General features: G+C 37.4%; 16 protein-coding genes. 10 read left to right on the top strand and 6 right to left on the bottom strand.

Annotated features, from left to right (window positions below):
- Positions 1 to 28 precede the first annotated feature (28 nt).
- Complete coding sequence (locus ACYVFA_RS10750; protein ID WP_460471816.1) at positions 29 to 340, bottom strand: autorepressor SdpR family transcription factor; 312 nt, start codon at positions 338 to 340, stop codon at positions 29 to 31.
- A gap of 465 nt (positions 341 to 805) precedes the next feature.
- Between ACYVFA_RS10750 and thrA the strand changes: the two genes are divergently transcribed.
- On the top strand, positions 806 to 3,265 hold the full coding sequence (gene thrA, locus ACYVFA_RS10755) for a bifunctional aspartate kinase/homoserine dehydrogenase I (protein ID WP_460471817.1): 2,460 nt from the start codon (positions 806 to 808) through the stop codon (positions 3,263 to 3,265).
- A gap of 131 nt (positions 3,266 to 3,396) precedes the next feature.
- On the opposite strand, the gene ACYVFA_RS10760 is transcribed toward thrA, so the two are convergent.
- On the bottom strand, positions 3,397 to 4,365 hold the full coding sequence (locus tag ACYVFA_RS10760; RefSeq protein ID WP_460471818.1) for an alpha/beta hydrolase fold domain-containing protein: 969 nt from the start codon (positions 4,363 to 4,365) through the stop codon (positions 3,397 to 3,399).
- Positions 4,366 to 4,622: 257 nt separating this feature from the next.
- Between ACYVFA_RS10760 and ACYVFA_RS10765 the strand changes: the two genes are divergently transcribed.
- The 3 genes from ACYVFA_RS10765 (at position 4,623) to ACYVFA_RS10775 (ending at position 10,560) form a co-directional block, all read left to right on the top strand.
- Positions 4,623 to 5,867 (top strand): 3-phosphoshikimate 1-carboxyvinyltransferase, encoded by a 1,245-nt coding sequence (locus tag ACYVFA_RS10765; RefSeq protein ID WP_460471819.1) that lies wholly within the window; start codon positions 4,623 to 4,625, stop codon positions 5,865 to 5,867.
- Positions 5,868 to 5,939: 72 nt separating this feature from the next.
- Positions 5,940 to 6,863, top strand: a complete 924-nt coding sequence (locus ACYVFA_RS10770) for an aspartate carbamoyltransferase catalytic subunit (protein ID WP_460471820.1) — start codon at positions 5,940 to 5,942, stop codon at positions 6,861 to 6,863.
- 253 nt (positions 6,864 to 7,116) lie between these two features.
- The gene (locus ACYVFA_RS10775) at positions 7,117 to 10,560 is read left to right on the top strand and encodes an ELWxxDGT repeat protein (RefSeq protein ID WP_460471821.1); all 3,444 of its coding nucleotides are present in this window, start codon (positions 7,117 to 7,119) and stop codon (positions 10,558 to 10,560) included.
- Between the two features lie 58 nt (positions 10,561 to 10,618).
- On the opposite strand, the gene ACYVFA_RS10780 is transcribed toward ACYVFA_RS10775, so the two are convergent.
- Positions 10,619 to 11,020: a hypothetical protein gene (locus tag ACYVFA_RS10780; RefSeq protein WP_460471822.1), complete on the bottom strand. Its 402-nt coding sequence runs from the start codon at positions 11,018 to 11,020 to the stop codon at positions 10,619 to 10,621.
- A gap of 256 nt (positions 11,021 to 11,276) precedes the next feature.
- Between ACYVFA_RS10780 and ACYVFA_RS10785 the strand changes: the two genes are divergently transcribed.
- On the top strand, positions 11,277 to 11,780 hold the full coding sequence (locus ACYVFA_RS10785) for an NADH-quinone oxidoreductase subunit C (RefSeq protein WP_460471823.1): 504 nt from the start codon (positions 11,277 to 11,279) through the stop codon (positions 11,778 to 11,780).
- A 47-nt stretch (positions 11,781 to 11,827) separates the two neighbouring features.
- On the opposite strand, the gene ACYVFA_RS10790 is transcribed toward ACYVFA_RS10785, so the two are convergent.
- Positions 11,828 to 13,423, bottom strand: a complete 1,596-nt coding sequence (locus ACYVFA_RS10790) for a peptide chain release factor 3 (protein ID WP_460471824.1) — start codon at positions 13,421 to 13,423, stop codon at positions 11,828 to 11,830.
- A gap of 160 nt (positions 13,424 to 13,583) precedes the next feature.
- Here ACYVFA_RS10790 and ACYVFA_RS10795 point away from each other — a divergent pair, with 160 nt between their 5' ends.
- On the top strand, positions 13,584 to 14,186 hold the full coding sequence (locus ACYVFA_RS10795) for a 2OG-Fe(II) oxygenase (RefSeq protein WP_460471825.1): 603 nt from the start codon (positions 13,584 to 13,586) through the stop codon (positions 14,184 to 14,186).
- Here ACYVFA_RS10795 and ACYVFA_RS10800 read toward each other — a convergent pair.
- Positions 14,183 to 14,953, bottom strand: a complete 771-nt coding sequence (locus ACYVFA_RS10800) for a molybdopterin-dependent oxidoreductase (RefSeq protein WP_460471826.1) — start codon at positions 14,951 to 14,953, stop codon at positions 14,183 to 14,185. The genes ACYVFA_RS10795 and ACYVFA_RS10800 overlap by 4 nt on opposite strands.
- A gap of 11 nt (positions 14,954 to 14,964) precedes the next feature.
- Positions 14,965 to 15,675 (bottom strand): cytochrome b/b6 domain-containing protein, encoded by a 711-nt coding sequence (locus tag ACYVFA_RS10805; RefSeq protein ID WP_460471827.1) that lies wholly within the window; start codon positions 15,673 to 15,675, stop codon positions 14,965 to 14,967.
- Between the two features lie 175 nt (positions 15,676 to 15,850).
- On the opposite strand from ACYVFA_RS10805, the gene ACYVFA_RS10810 reads away from it, so the two are divergent.
- The 4 genes from ACYVFA_RS10810 to cdaA all read left to right on the top strand — a co-directional run bounded on the left by ACYVFA_RS10810 (position 15,851) and on the right by cdaA (position 21,150).
- Positions 15,851 to 16,024, top strand: a complete 174-nt coding sequence (locus ACYVFA_RS10810; RefSeq protein WP_460471828.1) for a hypothetical protein — start codon at positions 15,851 to 15,853, stop codon at positions 16,022 to 16,024.
- A 229-nt stretch (positions 16,025 to 16,253) separates the two neighbouring features.
- Positions 16,254 to 18,896, top strand: a complete 2,643-nt coding sequence (locus ACYVFA_RS10815; protein WP_460471829.1) for a TonB-dependent receptor — start codon at positions 16,254 to 16,256, stop codon at positions 18,894 to 18,896.
- A 136-nt stretch (positions 18,897 to 19,032) separates the two neighbouring features.
- On the top strand, positions 19,033 to 20,220 hold the full coding sequence (locus ACYVFA_RS10820) for a sialidase family protein (RefSeq protein WP_460471830.1): 1,188 nt from the start codon (positions 19,033 to 19,035) through the stop codon (positions 20,218 to 20,220).
- A 141-nt stretch (positions 20,221 to 20,361) separates the two neighbouring features.
- The gene (gene cdaA, locus ACYVFA_RS10825) at positions 20,362 to 21,150 is read left to right on the top strand and encodes a diadenylate cyclase (RefSeq protein ID WP_460471831.1); all 789 of its coding nucleotides are present in this window, start codon (positions 20,362 to 20,364) and stop codon (positions 21,148 to 21,150) included.
- Positions 21,151 to 21,163 lie beyond the last annotated feature (13 nt).

The following is a 21,163-nucleotide window of genomic DNA, read 5'->3' on the forward strand; positions in this document are numbered from 1 at the left end:
TAATTAGCTGCGCTCTAGGTAGAGCACTTTAATCAGTGATTGTTCGTGGATTTAATTGCAGACGGATTCTTGGTTTTTCGGCAGGAGCGGGTTTAAATTGGATAAACCAGGCAAAAATTTCGTCCATCACAGTCATATTCAGCGAATAATAGATAAACTGCCCTTTCTTTACAGAAGCCACCAAATCGGCTTGTTTCAATAAATCAAGGTGATGCGAAATACTTGGTTTGGTCATATCGAAGCGTTCGGCAATATCGCCTGCAGTCATATCGCCATCCTTCAGCATCTCTAATATCTCGCGGCGCGTAGAGTCGTTTAAGGCTTTAAATAAATTATTCATTGCTAGAAAAGATAAATAAGTTTTTTGAACAAGTGTTGTAAGTACGAATTACCGGAAAATAATTGAATTATTCAAATATTGTCGCTTAAATATTTAGGTAATCTTCTAAATAATAGGTCTGTAAAATTGCCTATTCTTTGAAAAACACAATTTTATCGATAGTTATCTTGGATTCGTATATAAATCATTATATTTGCACACGCTTCATCAATATCTAACCCCATTCTTAGCAGAAGTGGGGTATTTTTTTATAAATAGTAAATTATGTTGGATTTGGAATAATGGCGAATGAGTGAATTGTGAATTAGCGAATACCTGAAACAAGGTTCGTTAAATCTCAAAGTAAATTGCTGAAAAGTATATTAAAGCAAAAATTCATGGATTATTTTATCATTTAACTGCATTCGCTAATTCACCAATCACTAATTCGCTATTCACGATTAATCACTCAATGATTTAAGAATAATGAAAGTTTTAAAATTCGGGGGTACTTCTGTTGGAACAGTAGAAAGTATAAATCAGGTTATTCAGATTATTAAAGAAAACCTTGATGAAGGTCGTAAAATTGCGGTGGTTTATTCGGCAATGGGTGGAGTTACTAATCGCCTGATTGAAATAGGTAAAATGGCAACTCAGTCGGACCCTGAGTACTTAGAACAATTACGCTCGGTTGAAGAACGCCATTTCAATGCAGTAAGAGGGCTAATTGATGTAAAAAATCAAAGTGGGGCTATTGCCAAGGTTAAAGGATTATTCAATGAATTGGAGGATTTGTTGAAAGGCGTTTCATTGATTAAAGAACTCTCGATGCGTACCCTTGACCTGATTGTCAGTTTTGGCGAAAGACTATCAACGACTATTATTACCGAAACTTTAAAAAACCGTAGTATTGAAGCCGAGTTTTTAGATGCCCGGAAGGTCATTAAAACCAACGATGTATTTGGCTATGCTGATGTGAATTTTGAATTGACCAATGAACTGATTCGCAAGCATTTTGCTCAAACGAATAAACTACAATGTATTACGGGTTTCATAGGCTCTACCATTGATGGGGTAACTACAACCCTTGGTCGTGGTGGTTCTGATTATTCAGGTTCCATCTTTGGCGCAGCACTCAATGCGGCAGTCATTGAAATCTGGACGGATGTAAACGGGATGATGACGGCCGACCCTCGAAAAGTAAAAAATGCTTTTACGATTCCTACCATCACTTATGCCGAAGCGATGGAATTGTCGCACTTTGGGGCAAAGGTGATTTATCCGCCGAGTCTGACCCCTGCTTTTTATAAGAGTATACCTATCAAGATATTAAATACATTCAATCATAAACACCCAGGTACGCTTATCAGCAAAACCGCTGAAACCAAAGAGTATTCAATTACCGGTATTTCGTCGATTGATGATATTGCTTTAGTCAATCTTCAAGGTGGTGGAATGATTGGTGTGGCAGGTATTTCGGCCAAATTATTCTCTATTCTGGCAAAAAATAAGATTAGTGTTATCCTTATTTCTCAGGCATCATCAGAGCATTCAATCTGTTTTGCGGTTGATCCTAAATCTGCCTATGGGGTTAAAGAGATTCTGGAAGAAGGTTTTGCTACCGAAATAGCACAAGGATTGCTGGATAATATTTCTATTGAGCAGAACCTGTCGGTATTGGCTGTAGTAGGAGAAGGCATGAAATCAAGCTCTGGTACTTCTGGTAAATTATTCTCTGTTCTTGGTAAAAACGGGATTAATGTAGTAGCTACTGCGCAGGGTTCTTCTGAGTTGAATATTTCAGTGGTTATCTATAAAAAAGATATAGGCAAAGCCCTGAATGCGATTCATGAAACATTCTTTCAGGTTGATGGCTTGACTTTGAATCTGTTTTTAGTAGGAGCAACCGGATTAATCGGTAGTACTCTGATACGCCAGATTCGTGAACAAAAAGACTATTTGAAGGCACGCAAAAATCTGAATATCAGATTAGTGGGTATCACTAATACCAGAAAAATGTTGATTGAGGAAGGTGGAATCAGTTTGGAAACATGGAAAGAGGATTTACTGGAAAATGGCGAGATAGCCAATATAGGTTCGTTTATTTCAGATGTACAGGATTTGAACTTACCTTATAGTGTATTTGTAGACTCAACGGCTGATAAGAATATCGTACAATATTATTATTCTTTATTGAGCGCCAGTGTTTCTATTGTTACACCTAATAAAGTTGCCAATTCAGGGAAATTTGAGCAATATTTCATGTTACAGAAAGCAGCTCAGAAACATGGGGTTAAATTTTTGTACGAAACCAATGTTGGCGCGGGTTTACCAATTATCAATACATTACAAGGTTTAATAACCAGTGGCGATAAAATTCATAAGATAGAGGCAGTATTATCGGGTACTTTGGCCTATATCTTCAATAATTTCAAAGCTGGAGATAGATTTGTAGATGTAGTGCGTGAAGCGAAAGCCAAAGGATATACCGAGCCTGATCCTAGAGATGATTTGAGTGGGCAAGATGTGGCGCGTAAGATATTGATTCTTTCAAGAGAGTGTGGTTTAAAACTGGAGCCGGAAGATGTAAAAATTATCAATCTTTTGAATGATGCCTGTCTTCAAGCCAAAACGGTAGATGAATTTTTTGTGGAGTTAGAAAAAGATAACGAGAGATTTGAGAAACTATTAGCAGAGGCAGAAGCAAAAAATGAAGTGCTCAGATACATTGCTACCTTAGATGATGAAAAAGTAACGATTGAGTTGAAGACTGTTGGCAGAAGTCATCCATTCTTCAATCTGGCGGGTTCTGAAAATATTGTTTCGTTTACCACCGAACGCTATAAACATAATCCATTGGTAATCAAAGGCCCGGGCGCAGGTGCAGAAGTAACGGCCTCAGGTGTTTTTGCTGATATTATGAGTATTAGTAGTTATCTTGTATAATTGAGTGATTAAAGGCTGATTTACTTATTAACTCATCATCTAAGATTAATCACTCAATCACTCAATCACTCAATAAACAAAAGCCTCTCTGAAATCAATCTGAGAGGCTTTTGCATTTGTATATATTAATCTTATTTTCTTGAATTATCGTCGCCGAAGAAAACTAAGGTTTTATCGATGGTTTCGCTTAGGAGCATCCATTCGTGTCCTTGTTCAGGATAGAAATTGTATGAATTAATCACGGCATTCGCTTGTAATTGTTGTTTTAAGAATTCTCCCTGGTCTGACGGGATAAAATCATCTTTTCCGCCATAGAACATAATGGTAGGAGGGGCAACTTTAGAAACCTGATAACGTGGACTGGCTCTTTTGAAAGCATCAGGATTAGCACTATATGATTGGCCGATTAAATTCTCAATATCTCCCCCGAACTCGCCTACACGTATTTTGTCAGAAGTTAAATCAACTGGTGCTGCTATCACTGAAATCCCCTTTACATTTTTAGATTTATCAACCGTGTAAGAATAAGCTAAAGCTAAATGTCCGCCGGCACTGGCACCAATAAAGTAAATTTTATCTGAGAAATTATACTGCTGGCGTAATGAAAGTACTTTGGTTATAAGGGTACTAATGTCCTGAATCTGTTGATCATACTTGATGCCATTCTGGAAAGTCAGGCGGTAATTGGCATTTACAATTACCCAATTATCTCCTTTTGACTTAATCTGACTGACATAATTATTCATAAATCCTTTATCTAATTCTTTCCATGAACCACCATGTAGAATGATCACTACCTTGGTTTTAGTAAGAGAGCGCTTAGCCGGAATATGAATATCAAATTTCTGTAAATCATCAGGCCCATACGTCTGATTCATAATATCCTGAGGCGAAGCTTCTATATAATCTGAACCAGTAGGATCAGTAGGGTTAGTTGGATTTGTCGGATTAGTTGGATTAGTCGGATTTGTTGTTCCGGTTGAGGTGGTATCTGTTTGAGTTTTATCATCATTAGATGGCTTCAAGTCTTCTATTACTTCACAAGAACTCAAGGAGACTAAAGAAAAAAATACGATTACTGCATATAGGATGTTTTTCATGACTTTAAAGAATTTGTTGTGTGTATTGACGATTCTGTTAGTTGTGATAAAAAATTTATTCCAAATATAGAATTAAACGAAAAATTAGAAAATTCTGTTTGTTTGGGGGAAAATTTTCCCCGAAATTTCAATAATTCCTTTAAAACTAGCCTTTTGCAAAAAAAAAGAGAAATTTCAGAATAATGCTTCTGTGGTTTGGTATAAAACCCTAATTTTGCAATTGAAATCAGATTGGACGACAAACCACTACTTATATTTTGGAAAAAGTAATTCTCTTCAAGAACTCTCAGGTATTTAACACAAAAATTCAATTAGCTTCTTCGAAATCAGAAAGTAACAGAGCTTTGATTATCAATGCTTTATCAGGTTTTAAAGGAGATTTGCAAAACCTCTCTTCTGCACGTGATACCCAGACCATGATTCGTCTGCTTCAATCGGAAGAGCCAGTGGCTGATGTAATAGATGCCGGTACAACCATGCGTTTTCTTACAGCTTACTTTACTGCAACTAACCAAAGCAAGAATATGACAGGTACGCCCCGTATGTGTGAGCGACCTATCGGAATTCTGGTGGAAGCCTTAAAAACCATCGGTGCAGAAATTGATTATCTGCAAAAAGAAGGGTATCCACCTTTGCAGATTCATGGATTGAGCGAACAGAAAAGCAATGAGGTAACTATCAGAGGAGATGTAAGTAGCCAGTATATTTCAGCCTTAATCATGATTGGTCCATCATTACCCCATGGTTTAACCATTAATCTGACAGGTGAGCTAGGGTCAATTCCTTACATAAAAATGACACTTGCCCAAATGAAAGCTTTTGGGGTGGAAGTAGTGGCAGATTGGGATAAAAAAGTAATCAGCGTTGCTCCGCAGAGCTATATGCCAACAAGCTATAAAATAGAATCTGACTGGTCGGGTGCTAGCTATTGGTATAGTATAGTGGCTTTGTCGACGTTTGAAGATACACAAGTGGAATTATTAGGACTGAAAGAAAACTCTTTACAGGGAGATAGTGCCATTGTTGAGATCATGACTCAGCTAGGTGTGAAAAGTACATTTACTCAAGATGGTGTACTTTTAACTAAAATACCTGCACAAGAATCATTGACATGGGATTTTACCAATTGCCCGGATTTGGCGCAGACAGTAGCTGTTACCTGTGTAGCAAAAGGTATTGACGCTACTTTTACTGGTATTGAAAGCTTGAAAATAAAAGAAACAGACCGTATTTTGGCTTTGCAGAATGAGTTAAGCAAATTTGGTGGAAGCCTGACAGAGGTCGTTTCAAACACTGAATATAAAGTAGCAGGTTCGGGGTTTGATTTTGGTAGCAAGGAGATTACTATTGCCACCTACGACGACCACCGCATGGCGATGGCATTTGCACCATTGGCTATGCTGGCCGATGTAACGATTGAAGAACCTCATGTAGTTGTAAAATCTTACCCGAGTTTCTGGGATGATATACAAAAGATTGTTACCATCGAACAATCAAACTGACGATTTTTATAAGCCCCTTTTGTGCATTGGGGCTTTTTTTTTAATTTTGCCAAACATACTTCTCTTATTCAAATGCAATCATTGAGTACAAAACATCTACTCGGTATAAAAGACCTTACAACAAACGATATTCAACTTATTTTAGAAACAGCTAAAGAATTTAAAGAGGTGATTAATCGCCCGATTAAAAAGGTTCCTTCGCTGAGAGATGTAACGATTGCCAATGTATTTTTTGAAAATTCGACCCGTACACGCCTTTCATTCGAATTAGCCGAAAAAAGACTTTCGGCTGATGTTGTCAATTTTTCTGCCTCAGGAAGCTCGGTAAAAAAAGGAGAGACCCTGCTTGATACGGTCAATAATATATTGGCCATGAAAGTAGATATGATTGTGATGCGCCATGCCAGTCCGGGAGCACCACATTATTTATCGAAGAAAATTAAAGCTAATATTGTTAATGCCGGAGATGGGACACACGAACACCCAACGCAAGCCTTGTTAGATTCTTTTTCTATGCAAGAGAAAATCGGAGATCTGACAGGAAAGAAAATAGCTATTATCGGAGATATTCTTCATTCAAGAGTTGCGCTTTCTAATATATTCTGTTTACAAAAATTAGGTGCCGAAATCACTATCTGTGGGCCTAATACGCTTTTGCCAAAATATATCAGTGAGATTGGTGTAAAGATTTCGCATAGTGTAAAAGATACCCTGAAATGGTGTGATGTTGCCAATGTATTAAGAATCCAGCTGGAGCGCCAGCAAATCAAATATTTTCCATCTTTGAGAGAGTATTCTTTGTATTTTGGTATCAACAAACAAATGTTGGATGAACTGGACAAAGAAATTGTATTGATGCACCCGGGGCCTATCAACAGAGGCGTAGAATTATCAAGCGATGCAGCAGATTCGCATCATTCGATCATTCTTGACCAGGTTGAAAACGGAGTGGCAGTTCGTATGGCCGTGCTTTATCTTTTATCTCAACAAATATAGAATTATCATGTTTTTTATATACTTTTACAAAGTAATTTAAAAAAGTAGAATCAATAATAAGTTTGCTGTGACGGCATTTATTTTTGTCTTCTCTCTCCATTCATAGCCATAAAACTTTTTTGATGCAGACTAATTGCTGTTACTAAAATTCTTCTGTCTATCAAAAATACTTTTAACAACATTAGAAAAATTAGCCGAATGTATTCATCATCCGGTGCTGTATCACTTTTATCTAATTTTTAACTGCTATTTTATGAAGCAACTCTATGTAATTCTGTTTACTTTTATTTCTTTTATTTCCTCTGCTCAGGAATTGCTCAAAGACATTATAACCAGTAATGCTAGCTCTCATCCAAGGGTAATGGTTGAGGCCAACGGTAAACAATATTTTGTGGCAAAAGGCGGCAACTCAAATAAAGAAATATGGGTAAGTGATGGTACGCCTAATGGAACAAATGTAGTCGCAAATTATTCCCAGAACAATGGCTTATATATTGATGGCTACAACTTATATGTATTAAACCAAATGGTATTTTTTACTGGTTATAGTTATAATCCTAATTATACCGGAACTGAACTCTGGGTTACCGACGGAACAACTGTTGGAACTCATATGGTTAAGGATATCAACCCGGGACAAGGGAGCAGCAATCCTGGTTCAGTTTATAAGCTAGGTAATAAAATGGTATTTATGGCTAATGACGGAGTAAACGGTACAGAACTTTGGGTGACAGACGGCACTGCTGATGGTACATATATGCTAGGAGACTTAAATCCCGGAAGCTTAGGTTCCTATTTTTATACCACGCCTGTTTTAGTAAATAATAAACTTTTTTTCACTATAACTACTCAAAATGAGGGTAGTGAACTATGGGTCACTGATGGCTCGCCGGCAGGGACTTACATAGTAAGAGATATTTATCCTGGTAATAATTCTTCTGGTGCATCTTATTTGACTGCCGTTGGCAATAAGTTATTTTTCATAGCAAATGATGGTATATCGGGTAGGGAACTTTGGTCTAGTGATGGTACTAATGCCGGTACCAATCTGGTAAAAGATATGAACCCAGGTTCAAACAGTACATCAATGGGTGATTTTTTTGAGTATAATGGTAAGCTTTTATTCGCTTCACAAGATACAAATTATGATACCGAACTCTGGATAAGTGATGGCACATCGGCCGGAACCTATCTTTTAAAAAATATAGCTGCCAATACTTCTTCTTACCCAAGAGATTTTATAAAAGTCGGGAATACTGTATTTTTTACTGCCAATGATGGAATAAATGGAAGAGAATTATGGAAAACAAATGGTACAATGGCAGGAACGCAATTAGTAAAGGATATCAATTCGACGAGTATCGAAAGTGACGATTACACTTTTTCTTCAAGTAGCGCCAGAAAAAAATTTATTGCTGTGAATGGTAAATTGTTTTTCCTGGCCAATAGCGGATTAGAAGGCTTTGAACTCTGGAAAAGCGATGGAACAGAGGCCGGGACAACATTGGTGAATGACTTTTCTCCAGGAACTGTAAGTGCTACTTACGGCAATTTTATGGCTATAGGTTCGAATTTAATATTTACAGTGGCTACCAGTGGCGGAGAGTCTTTATTTCTTAAAACGGATGGAACCAATGCCGGAACGGTTAACTTACGAAATGCGAATCCTTCGCTGACTTTTAAAAACGAATATCCTTTAATGGTTTCGTCTATGAATCAATTTTATTTCGTTGCTTATAATAATGTAGTTGGATACGAATTATTTAAAACCGATGGCAATTCGGTAAGCCTTGTAAAAGACATAGAAACCGGTATTCATTACGGATACAACAATTTTAGTTATAAAGCCGGAATAAACAATAACCTGATTTTTACCTATGATGACAATGAGCATGGTTTAGAATTATGGAAAACAAATGGATATAACACTAATCTTTTTATGGATTTTGTTCCTTATCCGCAAGGAGGGATTTATACCCAAGATTACTATTCGGCATCTTCTACATTCTATAATAATTTTGTCAGCTTAAATGGTTACGTATATATAGTTAGAAGTAATGGTTTATGGCGAACCAATGGAGAAGCCTTAAGTCTTTGGCAATCATTCTCTTCTTCTATTAGTGCCATAGGAGTATCAGGTAATAAAATCAGAATTCTTACTAGTAACAAACTTTATGAAACAGATGGCACTAATATTAATTTAGTTAAAACTCTTGACGACTGGAATTATTACGGTTATTCCGGTGCACCGATGTATGATGTTAATGGAACATCCTATTTTGTTTTTTCTACCTATCAGTCTGGCTTCGAATTATGGAAAACTGATGGTACTGAAGCGGGTACAGTTATGGTTAAAGATATTACCCCTGGCCCCAACGCCAGTGGATTTTTGTTTGATTTTCGAAGAGTAGGCAATAAAATGTTCTTTGTTTGTAATAACGGAAATGGATATGAACTTTGGATAACTGATGGAACTGAATGGGGAACGTATCAGGTAAAAGATATTTATCCTGGAACTAATTCCTCATCTCCAGATAACCTGACGAATTATAATGATAATCTATTGATTTTCTCGGCAATTAACGATACAAATGGTAGAGAAATCTGGAAAAGTGACGGAACCTATGACGGAACCGTAATGATTTCCGACATTTATAGTGGTTATTACGGTTCGTATCCATCAAACTATGGACAGAGTGAATTCGCAATTTATAATAGTAAAGTGTATTTTAGCGCAAGTAGAAGCAATTATGGCTCAGAATTATATTCCACTGACGGTAATTCCGTAAATTTGGTTAAAGACGGTTTAAATGCCTCGCAAATAATAAAATTTAATGACGAGCTTTTTTTTAGTGGCTACTCTTTTACGAATTACATAGGTAGCGAATTATGGAAGAGTAATGGTACAACAGCCGGCACTACTCTTGTAAAAGATATTTATCCGGGTCCAAACTATTCGAGTCCTTCCAGACTTTTTGTATATAATAATTCTTTATATTTTATGGCCAATGATGGTATAACAGGTAATGAATTATGGATAATGAAACCATGTGCCGATAGTCTTAATTTTAATTCTGCTTTAACTGGTAAAAATACTTATCAGGTTAGTAAAGTAATAGTAGGTGAAATAGCCAATACTATTTCTGCCGAAGCGAATATTACTTACGATGCGGGTAAATATATACTTTTAAACCCGGGATTCAGCACTTTGCAAGGCGCTGTTTTTCAATCTAGTATAGGCGGATGTAGTAACAATTTAAGGGGTAATAGCAACGAAAATGCTGTTACTTCCCAAACTTCAGACAAAAAGACCGAGGAATATTTGCAGGATATTAAAGAGATGCCAAGCCTTGAAGATTTTATTCAACAAGGTAATAACAAGGATTTAAAAATGATTCTGGCAAAGTTTGAAGAAAGTAAACAGCCTTTTATTGATAGCCAAAGAAAATTAACGTTTGAATTAAAATCTTTGGAAAAACAAAAAACTGAAGCGCAAACCACTAGTAATCAACAAGCACTGAACAACTATTATACCACTAAGCTGGAAAAAGAGAGGGCTTTTGAAATAAATAAACAAGAGCTAGACCAATTTAGCTATTTTATTGGTCCGGTACGAAATGAACGAGGAGAAAAAACAGGCTATGATCTGACGATTTATGCTGGAGGCAAAACCTATCTGTCTTCTATCAGATATTAGTTCTAAAACTGCAAAAGGCACAGATTACTGTGCCTTTTGCTTTATTGAAGCCCGAAAATTATCTTCTTCTTCTGCCTTTCATTCTATCACGCATTTCTTCTTTTCTTTTCTTGGCGTCATCTTTGAATTTTGTCATTTGCTCAGGAGTAAGCACACTTTCATAGCTTTTCAAAACGGCCTCACGATTGGCTTTTATTTGATCGCGGTTTGCAGCCATCTTTTCTTTTTGTTCTTTCATGAACGCCTCTCTCTTTTTCTCTTGCTCAAGATTGATGGCTAATACTTTCTGATACTGGTCATTGCTTAATGCAAGGGATTCCTGCATGTGTTTGGTTCTCATTTCTGCGCGTTGTTCAGGTGTTCTTTCTACCCTCTCTCCACGAGTTGCTTTATCATTCTGCGCAAAAGCACCAGAAATCAACCCACCTACAAGCGTACACACTAAAAGGATTTTTTTCATTGTTTTAATAAGATTGATTGTACTAATTGTGAATATTTCTACAACGTTGTGATTCTTAGAATGAATTGCACAGAAAAGGTTTAATACCTTAAATAAACTTATTTGTTTTCAAAGATAACAGAATATGTTTTACCTTTACTGTTGATAAATTTTTTTTGAATAAATTTTAGATTTTTTGGGAGTAAAATGATTAAAACAATAGAGCTTTGATGTTTATTAATAGCTTTTTTATCTTCTCTCATTCACTCAATAGATAATGCTAGATTTTGACCTGATAAGATTATTAATTATAAGTATGTTTGGCGATGAGGTTGTTTTGAAAGAAGACAAAACCTCACCACAACCAAGCCTGACAGTTCCGGCAGATAAGATATTGGAAATCTGTCAGTTTCTGCACGTGCAACCCAAATTGTATTTTGATTATCTGGCCTGCATTACCGCTATTGATAATGGGGCTGAGGTAGGAACAGTTGAGGTAATTTATCATCTGACGTCCATTCCTTACGGACATAATTTTGTGCTGAAAGTGGAAGTGCCCAGAAATGGAGAGGGAGAAACTTTGCCTAAAATACCATCAGTGACACCTATCTGGCGTACAGCCGATTGGCATGAACGTGAAGCGTATGATTTGGTAGGAATTGATTTTGTAGGGCATCCTGACTTAAGAAGAATTCTGCTACCTGCTGACTGGGAAGGACATCCGCTAAGGAAAGACTATAAAGAGCAAGAGCAATATCACGGAATAAAAGTGAAGTATTAAAAACAAATCCCCTTTTCTGAGTGAGAAGGGGATTTGTTTTATTAAGATTAATATGCCAATGCAGTCTTGAATTCGGAGGTCATATGAAACTTGATATCCGGATTATTCTGAATATTCATTCTTAAAATCCAGTCTGTTTCAGCCAGGAATACCGGATTCTGGTCTTTATCATAGGCAATGAAATTGCTTTTCAGACGAACGAACTCAGCTAGCTTGTTTTTATCTTCTGCCGTTATCCAGCAAGCCTTAGAGTAGGGGCGGGCCTCAAATCGACAACTGGCGCCGTACTCATTTAATAATCTGTATTGAATTACCTCAAATTGTAGTTCTCCTACAGTTCCGATAACTTTTCTGTTACCCGGCTGAATGGTAAACAATTGGGCGACACCCTCATCCGTTAATTGTTGAACACCTTTCTCCAATTGCTTTGATTTCATTGGGTCATTATTAATTACCTCTTTGAATATCTCAGGAGAGAAACTAGGAATACCTGTGAATTGTAATTCTTCGCCCTCAGTCAAAGTATCACCAATTTTAAAAGTTCCGGTATCATATAAACCGATTACGTCTCCCGGATAAGCATCTTCAACTACGTCTTTTCTATCAGCCAGGAATGCAAATGGACTGGAGAAACGCATTTCTTTGCTTAGACGCACGTGTTTGTAAAATTTACCACGTTCAAACTGCCCACTGCAAATTCTCAAAAACGCAATTCTATCACGGTGGCGAGGGTCAATATTGGCATGGATTTTAAATACAAAACCACTGAATTTCTTTTCTTCCGGCTCAACTAATCGCTTATCTGTCATGCGGTGCACCGGAATCGGTGATACATCGCAGAAAGTGTTTAGTAATTCCATTACCCCGAAATTACTTACGGCACTACCAAAAAATACAGGGGCGAGATTTCCTTCTAAATAATCTTTTTGATTGAATTCAGTGTATACACCTTCAATCAGCTCTACATCTTCACGCAATTGGTTGGCATCTTTTTCTCCAACCTTTTTGTCTAATACATCTGAATCTAAAGCTATTACTTCAATATCATCTTCCAAACGGGTTTTATTGATAGCAAAGTGGTTCATCTTCTTTTCAAGCAGGTGATATACACCTTTGAAATTAGAGCCACCATTCACCGGCCAGGTAATCGGGCGAACACTGATGCTTAGCTTTTGCTCTAATTCATCTAATAAATCGAATGGATTCTGGCCCTCGCGGTCAAGTTTGTTAACAAAGATAATCACGGGAGTATTGCGCATGCGGCAAACTTCCATTAATCGCTCTGTTTGTTCCTCCACACCTTTCACGCAGTCAATTACCAGAATTACGCTATCGACAGCCGTAAGGGTTCTATAAGTATCTTCTGCAAAGTCTTTGTGACCGGGCGTATCTAGGATATTAATTTTAAGGTCTCTGTATTCAAACGTCATTACTGAAGTGGCTACCGAGATACCTCTTTGCTTCTCAATTTCCATGAAATCGGAAGTGGTTGATTTTTTAATTTTATTTGACTTCACCGCCCCGGCAGTCTGAATCGCCCCTCCGAAAAGGAGTAGTTTTTCAGTCAGAGTGGTTTTACCGGCATCGGGGTGAGCAATGATAGCGAAAGTACGACGTTTGTGTAATTCTTGAAGAAATGACATTTTTATCTAATTTTGTGAACACGTAGGTTCAACTGAATACAATTTTAAAATATAAGGCTTGGGGATATTTATTATGATTTATAATCACTCATTCACTAAATCACTCAATCACTAAATTTCCCAACAGCGCATAAAACGGGTGCAAAAATACGCATAAAATATGGAAGAAACATGGTTAGTTTCATTTGAATCAATAATTTCTCAAATAGTTGAAAGAGGATATGGCATTTTGGATAGTTTTCTGTCTGAGGAAGAAATAGCTGAACTCAATAATAGTTTTATGGCTCACTATCAGGCACTTGAATTTAAGCAGGCTGGTATAAGCAAAGGCCATGAAGTGGTTAAGAATATTCGTGGAGACGAAATCTTGTGGTTAGAAAAAGACAAGGCTAATTCGAGTGAAGCCAGGTTTCTGGAGCGATTAGAAGAGTTTATGAATTATGTAAACTATACCTGCTTCCTTGGGCTCCGTTCGTATGAAATTCACTATGCTTCTTATCCGGTTGGCACATTCTATAAAAGGCATCTGGATAAATTCAGAAACGATTCAGGCCGTAAATTATCCTTTATCTGCTATCTTAATCAGAACTGGCAGCCCGATAATGGCGGTGAATTAGTTTTATATTTACCAGATAAAGAAGAAATTGTATTGCCTATGGGTGGCCGATTGGTGGTTTTTGAAAGTGACAAGATTGAACATGAAGTACTGCCGGCTAACCGTGAACGCAGAAGCCTGACAGGCTGGTTGCGGAACATTGATTAAAGCGTAACGTCATAGTCGTAGCCCAGCTCATGCCAGTAATCGCGTGGTGGGGTATCCGAAAAATACATTTTACCTATTCGTTTCAGGTTTTTTATTCCATATTTTACCGGGATAATCAGGCGCAATGGAGCACCATGAAATTTGGGCAAAGGTTGGTTGTTTACTTCAAAACACAATAATGTTTGTGGATGTAGAACACTTTCTATATCTAATCCTACATAATATTTGGCGTCTGGGGTTTCTAAGCCTACATATTTATACCATTCGTTGCTGCCTTCCTTTTTACCTAAATTATATTTTTTTAGAAAATCAGAAAATCTGATGCCTCCATAATGTACAATCTGGTCCCAGCCTTCAATGCATTTGAAATCATAAATAATTTCCTGCTTTGGTAAAGCCTTAATCTGATTCATCTGGAAAAAGACAGAGGGCTTACCCGTTGCATTAACCACTTCCAGTTGCCATTTTTCTACATCAATGTTTTCTTGAATCCCTATAAAGCCATTTAAACGCGGACGTTTGGCTGCTCTTGCTTTTGAGTAAGTTTTAGCCAGATTATTATTGCTGAAAAACTGGTCTTTTACCTTTTCATTAAAGCCTAGTACATCTCTGGTAGTCTCATCTAATCTATTATTTGTTTTAGGCAAATGGCTATACCATTTCCATGAAAACCAGCCACTTAAACTGGCGAGAATAAAACCAGCGAAGGAGAAGAAAGTTCTTCTCTGTATTTTTTTTTCAGACCATTGTTCTGTATTATTTTTCATAACAGTGTTTATCAGGCTTCAATAATAGGGTTAGGTTCTTCTTCTGGCTCCTCCTCTTTGGGTGGTGCAATCTCTTTCTTTACTTCAAAACCGGTGATCATTGACTGGAAATTCTTCCAACCTGCTCTGATAACCTGTATAATATGAATCAGAAAGAACAAAACGTAGCCAATAGTTAAGGCAAAATGTAAAAAACGGGCAAAAGAATATCCACCCAGCAGCCATGTTAACCAATAAGCCTGCACAGGCTTGTAGATGGCTAAGCCAGTAATTAATGAGCCGAATCCCATTACTATAATGGCTGAATACGCTACCTTCTGGGCACCGTTGTATTTACTTTGAGGCGGATGATATTTGCGGATGTATAAATCGTGCAGAAGTACCTGCCAGGCTTCTTTAAAAGAACGTTTGTTGGGTATTAAATAACGCCATTCTCCTGAAATCAAAGTATAAGAAACATAAAGCAGACCATTCAGAAAGAAAATCCACATGAAAACAAAGTGAGTAGCCATGCCCTCGGCTAACCGGTAAGGTATTTTTAAAGATTTATAAAACCAGTCGGGGAAGAATTTTAGCAGTACAAGGTCGCCTATCTGGATTTTATATACACCATTAGCCCAATAAATGAGCATCCCACTCCAGATCATAATCAAGAGTATCGGAAAGTTTATCCAATGAAACCACCTGATTGCCAAGGGATGCTTTTTTTCGATTTCTTTCATGGTCTACGAGGTAAAAATGGAATAGACAACAATTTAGCATATTTACGTATAACTGCAAATTCAGGATTGTATTTATATCATGATTTTATGCAAATACTTTGCGCAAAGGCAATATTTCAAACAAGTCTTAGCTATTCAGAAAATAACTTTTAAATTTGTACAAAAACGTGAAACAATGACTTTTGAAGAGTATCTGATCAGCAAAAAAATAGACAGGGAAAAGTTCGCCAAAGCCGAACCGGAAAGATTTGAAGAGTGGAAAGTCTTGTTCGACCAGATGCACCCTGAAAGTTTTACGATGCACAAGAAATTCTTCATCAATCCCATCCGACGTAAGTATCATTTATAAACTTCTCTGCCTTGCGTATATATCATAGCGTATTGATTTATGCCATTTCTGAATTTCGGGCTCATCTATTTATCTGAACCTTTCATCTACTATTTTACGGTTCTGGTAATTTTTATAAATCTTTTAATGTGAACTCCAGTATTTAATGCAGGTTTGCGCTGTAATTTTGTATTAAAACAAGATTTTTTAGCTATCACACCGCTATACAGTTTAACATTTATTTACGCTAATGAAAAAAAGAATTTTACTTGCATTCCTTTCTATGGGATTAGTTACAGCTACGTTTGCACAGTTTCCTGGTGGAGGTGGAGGCGGTGGTTTTGGAGGAGGCGGACGCTCAGGTGGTGGTTTCCCTGGAATGAATCAGCAACAACAACAACAAATCCCACAAGACGAAATTCCGAGAGGCAACGCCAAAATCAGTGGTAAGCTAATCGACTCAACTACTAATAAACCAGTAGAATTTGCCTCTGTTGCCGTATATGACAAAAACAATAAAGTTGTTGAAGGCTCAATGACCGACATGAATGGGGCTTTTACCATTAAAAACCTGGCTAAAGGTACTTATAAAGTAGTTGCTTCATTTATTGGTTATAAAAACGCTACTATTGCCAAAGTTGAAATAACTACCAATAAAGCCGATGTGAACGTCGGAAACTTATTGATGGCGACTGATACCAAGATTTTAAATGAAGTCACCGTAACAGGACAAGCCGCTCTGGTGGAAGATAAAGTTGACCGGCTGGTTTATAATGCAGAAAAAGACATTACAAGCAGAGGTGGTACTGCCGAAGATGTGCTGAGAAAAGTGCCGATGCTAACAGTTGATATGGACGGCAACGTACAGATGCGCGGAAGTAGCAATATCAAGGTTTTGATAAATAACAAACCATCGAGTATTCTGGCTTCAAATATTGCAGATGCTATCAAACAGATTCCTTCTGATATGATTAAATCGGTAGAAGTAATTACTTCTCCGTCAGCTAAATATGATGCAGAGGGTACAGCTGGTATCATTAATATCATTACAAAAAAGAATACTTTACAAGGGCTGACAGGTTTTGTTAATGCCGGAGCGGGATTGCGTGGTGCCAATGCTTTTGGAAATCTGAACTTACGTAAGAAAAAAGTGGGTACTTCTCTGAACTTTGGTGGAAACTCTGGTTATAATACACCAAGCGATGGCTCAAGCACACGTATGAGTTCGGTACGCGGTTCGAGCACTACACTTGCACAAACAGATGCCAACAGAGTAAGACGTTTGTTTGGTAATACGCAACTAAGCGTTGATTATGACATCAATTCAAAAAACTCTTTGAGTCTGACAGGTCGTTTGGGCGTAGGAAATTTCAATACCAAAGGGCCGCAAACTTCATTGCTGACAGGTGCAGATAATGCGGTTTTGCAGGAATATACGCGCTATATCAAACAATTACGTAATAATAACAGCATCGACTTTGATTTTAACTATACCAGAACTTTTAAAGAGCAAGGACACGATTTCCAGTTTTTGATTCAACACGGAAGAAATCTGCGTAATACAGACTTTACTACCGATCAGAACAATCTGCCTTTCAATAAAAGTAATAATGATGGTAAAAACGCTGAAACTACTTTTCAGGCCGATTATAATCTGCCATTTAAAAAGAATATTTTTGAAACAGGTGCCAAGTATGTGATTCGTGATGTAACGAGTGCTTATGATTTCTTTCAATATAATGAACAAGCCAATGATTATGTAATTGTACCAAGCCGTACCAATAACTTTAATTATCAACAAAGTGTAGCCTCGGCTTATACTTCACTTACTTTGGCATTGCCTAAAAAATGGGGTTTAAAAATGGGTGTTCGTTACGAGAATACGCATATCACTGCCAAATTCCAGAGTTCAGATGGCCCTACAACCATCGCACCGTATGATAACATCGTGCCAACGGTTGCCATATCAAAAGATTTTCCGAAGAACCATAAAGTCAGATTCAGTTACGGACAACGTATTCAACGCCCGAACATGGACTTCCTGAATCCGTTTGTGAACTATGCTGACCCACTGAACATTTCTTACGGTAATCCATTATTGAAGCCTGAACTGAGCCATAATTTTGAATTGAATTATAACACCTACTTTAAGGCCAATTCAATCAATGTGGCAATATTCAGAAGACTTACCAATAACAATATCACTTCTGTAAGGTCAGTTAGCGAGCAAGGCGTTATTACTACTACTTTTGATAATATCGGAAAAACCAACTACTATGGTGCAAACATATTCTTGAATATTCAACCAACGAAGAGTTTCAGATTGGGTGGTGGAGCTAACTTTACCTATAATATGTTGGCGGGCTCTATTGTGGTTCCGGTATTGCAAAATGATAACTCTTATAAAAATACAGTGGTGGGTATCGAAAACAAAGGTTGGAATTCAAACTTTAACTTCAATGCCTCGTATACATTCACTAAAGGATGGGGCGCACAGGCATTCGGATTTTTCGGTAGTCGCCAGATTCAGTTGCAAGGGTATCAGGGAGCATGGAGAAACTACAATATTGGTGTGAAGAAAGATTTTAATAACAAGAAAGGTAGCATCAATTTTGGTTTAGATAATCCATTTACTAAAGCAATGACTATTAAGAGCTTTGCACAAGATCCTACGTTTACGTCTAATTCGGTTCGTCATGTATATAACAGAGGGTTCCGTGTTTCTATCAACTATTCATTTGGTAAAATGGATTTCAATGGTGGTGGCGGAATGTTCCGTAACAAGAAAAAAGTGAATAATGATGATGTAAAAGCAGGCGAAGGAGATGGTGCCGGCCAAGGCCAACAACAACAAGCGCCAGCTGGTGGCGGCGGCGGTGGCCGTCCTCGTTAATGATTCTCAAAATCTCTATTTAACAATGGTAAGCGGGCAATCTGGAAACAGGTTGTCCGTTTTTTATTTTCAGATTACTCATTGGGCAAATTGATAATTTCTTTGTTATTTTAATTAACAAAACCCCATAACCTCGATGATTAAAAACCTAAGCTCCATTATCCTTTATTTTGTTTTTACAGTTCTTATAAATGGTGTAGCGTTTAGCCAGACTCCACCGCCACCTCCGGGCATAGTGATAGATTATATTTCAAAAGAAACAGGAAAATACATCGGTTCGCCATCTATCTGTATTCTACCAGACGGGACTTATATTGCCTCTCATGATGAATTCGGTCCTAAGTCAAATGAGTTTGCCTCGGCCCAAAGTAGAATTTTCTCTTCAAAAGATAAAGGAAAAACCTGGCAACAGATTTCAAGTATTAACGGGCAATTCTGGTCTAATCTGTTTTATCATAACGGCGCTTTGTATATCATGGGTACTAATAAACACCATGGTAATTTTATTATCCGTAAGTCTACCGACAACGGATATACCTGGACAACCCCTTCCAGCAAAACAACAGGATTGATACTGGAGGGGGAATATCATACTGCTCCTGTGCCTATTATTGTTCATCATAACAGAATCTGGCGAGCAGTGGAGTATGCCACTGCACCCACAACTAAATGGGGAAAAAGATATAGTGCCATGATGCTTTCTGCCCCAATAAATGCAGATTTATTGAAAGTAGATAACTGGCGGAAAACAAATTTTATGCCTTATGATTCCACCTACCTTAATGGTAAGTTCAATGCATGGCTTGAGGGGAATGCCGTGGTTGACAAAAAAGGAGAGATGCTGGATATTTTAAGAGTAGATGTACCGGCAGGGCATGATGAGTATGCAGCCATCATCAATATCAGCAAAGATGGGAAGAAGGCTTCTTTTGACAGAGAAACAGGATTTGTAAAAATGCCGGGTGCCAGTAAGAAATTCAGTATCAGATATGATAAACAATCGGATAGATACTGGGCTTTGATAAATGCGGTGGATACCACTTATAAATCTAAAACACCTGCCAGCATAAGAAATCAACTGGTATTGTGTAGCTCAGAAGACCTTAAAAACTGGCAGATTCATGAGCAATTATTGTTTCACCCGGATATTTCGAAGCATGGGTTTCAGTATATTGATTGGCAATTTGAGCAAAATGCAATCATTTTTGTTTCAAGAACGGCCTATGATGATGCAAATGGCGGAGCAAATAATTTTCATGATGCCAATTTCATGACATTTCATCGGATTGAAAATTTTAGAAATTATGCGAGTAAGGCCAAATAGTAAATCTTTGCTCTAGAAAGCGCAGAATAAAAGAAGAAATAGATAATTTAATAAAGATTTTATCATGAAAAGCCATATCGAAAGGTGTGGCTTTTTCGTTTTTTTTGTACTTTCGCAAATCACACATTAAAAATCCCAACGATGCAAATTAGTTTTTTAGAGATAAAGTGGACAGATGTTTTAGATGTTGTATTAGTAACCTTTCTCTTTTATTATATATATAAGTTGGTTAAGGGGAGCGTAGCAAGCCGGGTTTTCATGGGCTATTTACTCATCTATCTGTTTTACCTAATCGTAAAAGCTATTGGTTTAGAGTTGCTTACGCGCATACTTGAATACTTTATGAGTGTAGGGGCGATAGCACTCATCGTACTTTTTCAACAGGAAATCAGACGGTTTTTATTGTTGGTGGGCAAATCCACCTCTTTGGCTAACAATCAGTTTTTTGCGAAGCTTTTGGGGAATCAGTTAGAAAAGGAAGGTTTTACCCCATTGAAAGTAGTGGCAGAAGCCTCTAAAACGATGTCCAGTGAGTTTACGGGCGGAATTATCGTATTGCAGAAAGATGATGATTTGAGCAAGTTTATAGAGTCTGGCGATATTATAGATGCGGTTTTATCTAAGAAAATGCTGATTACCATTTTTAGCCAATATAGTTTATTGAACGATGGCGCAGTAATTATCAGTAAAGGACGTATCAAAGCAGCTCACTGTATATTACCTATTGCCAGTGGCGATGACTTACCTTCTAATTATGGCTTTCGCCACCGTGCCGCCCTTGGTATTTCGGAAGCTACCGATGCAGTAGCCATTTGTATTTCGGAAGAAAACGGCAAGATTTCTTTAGCCATCGACGGGAACATTAAAATTGTATCGGCTGTTGAATTAGAAAGAGAATTAAGAAGATATTTTCTGAATGAGATTCAATAGTGAGAATTGATTG

The sequence above is a fragment of the Emticicia fontis genome (genome assembly GCF_054779675.1).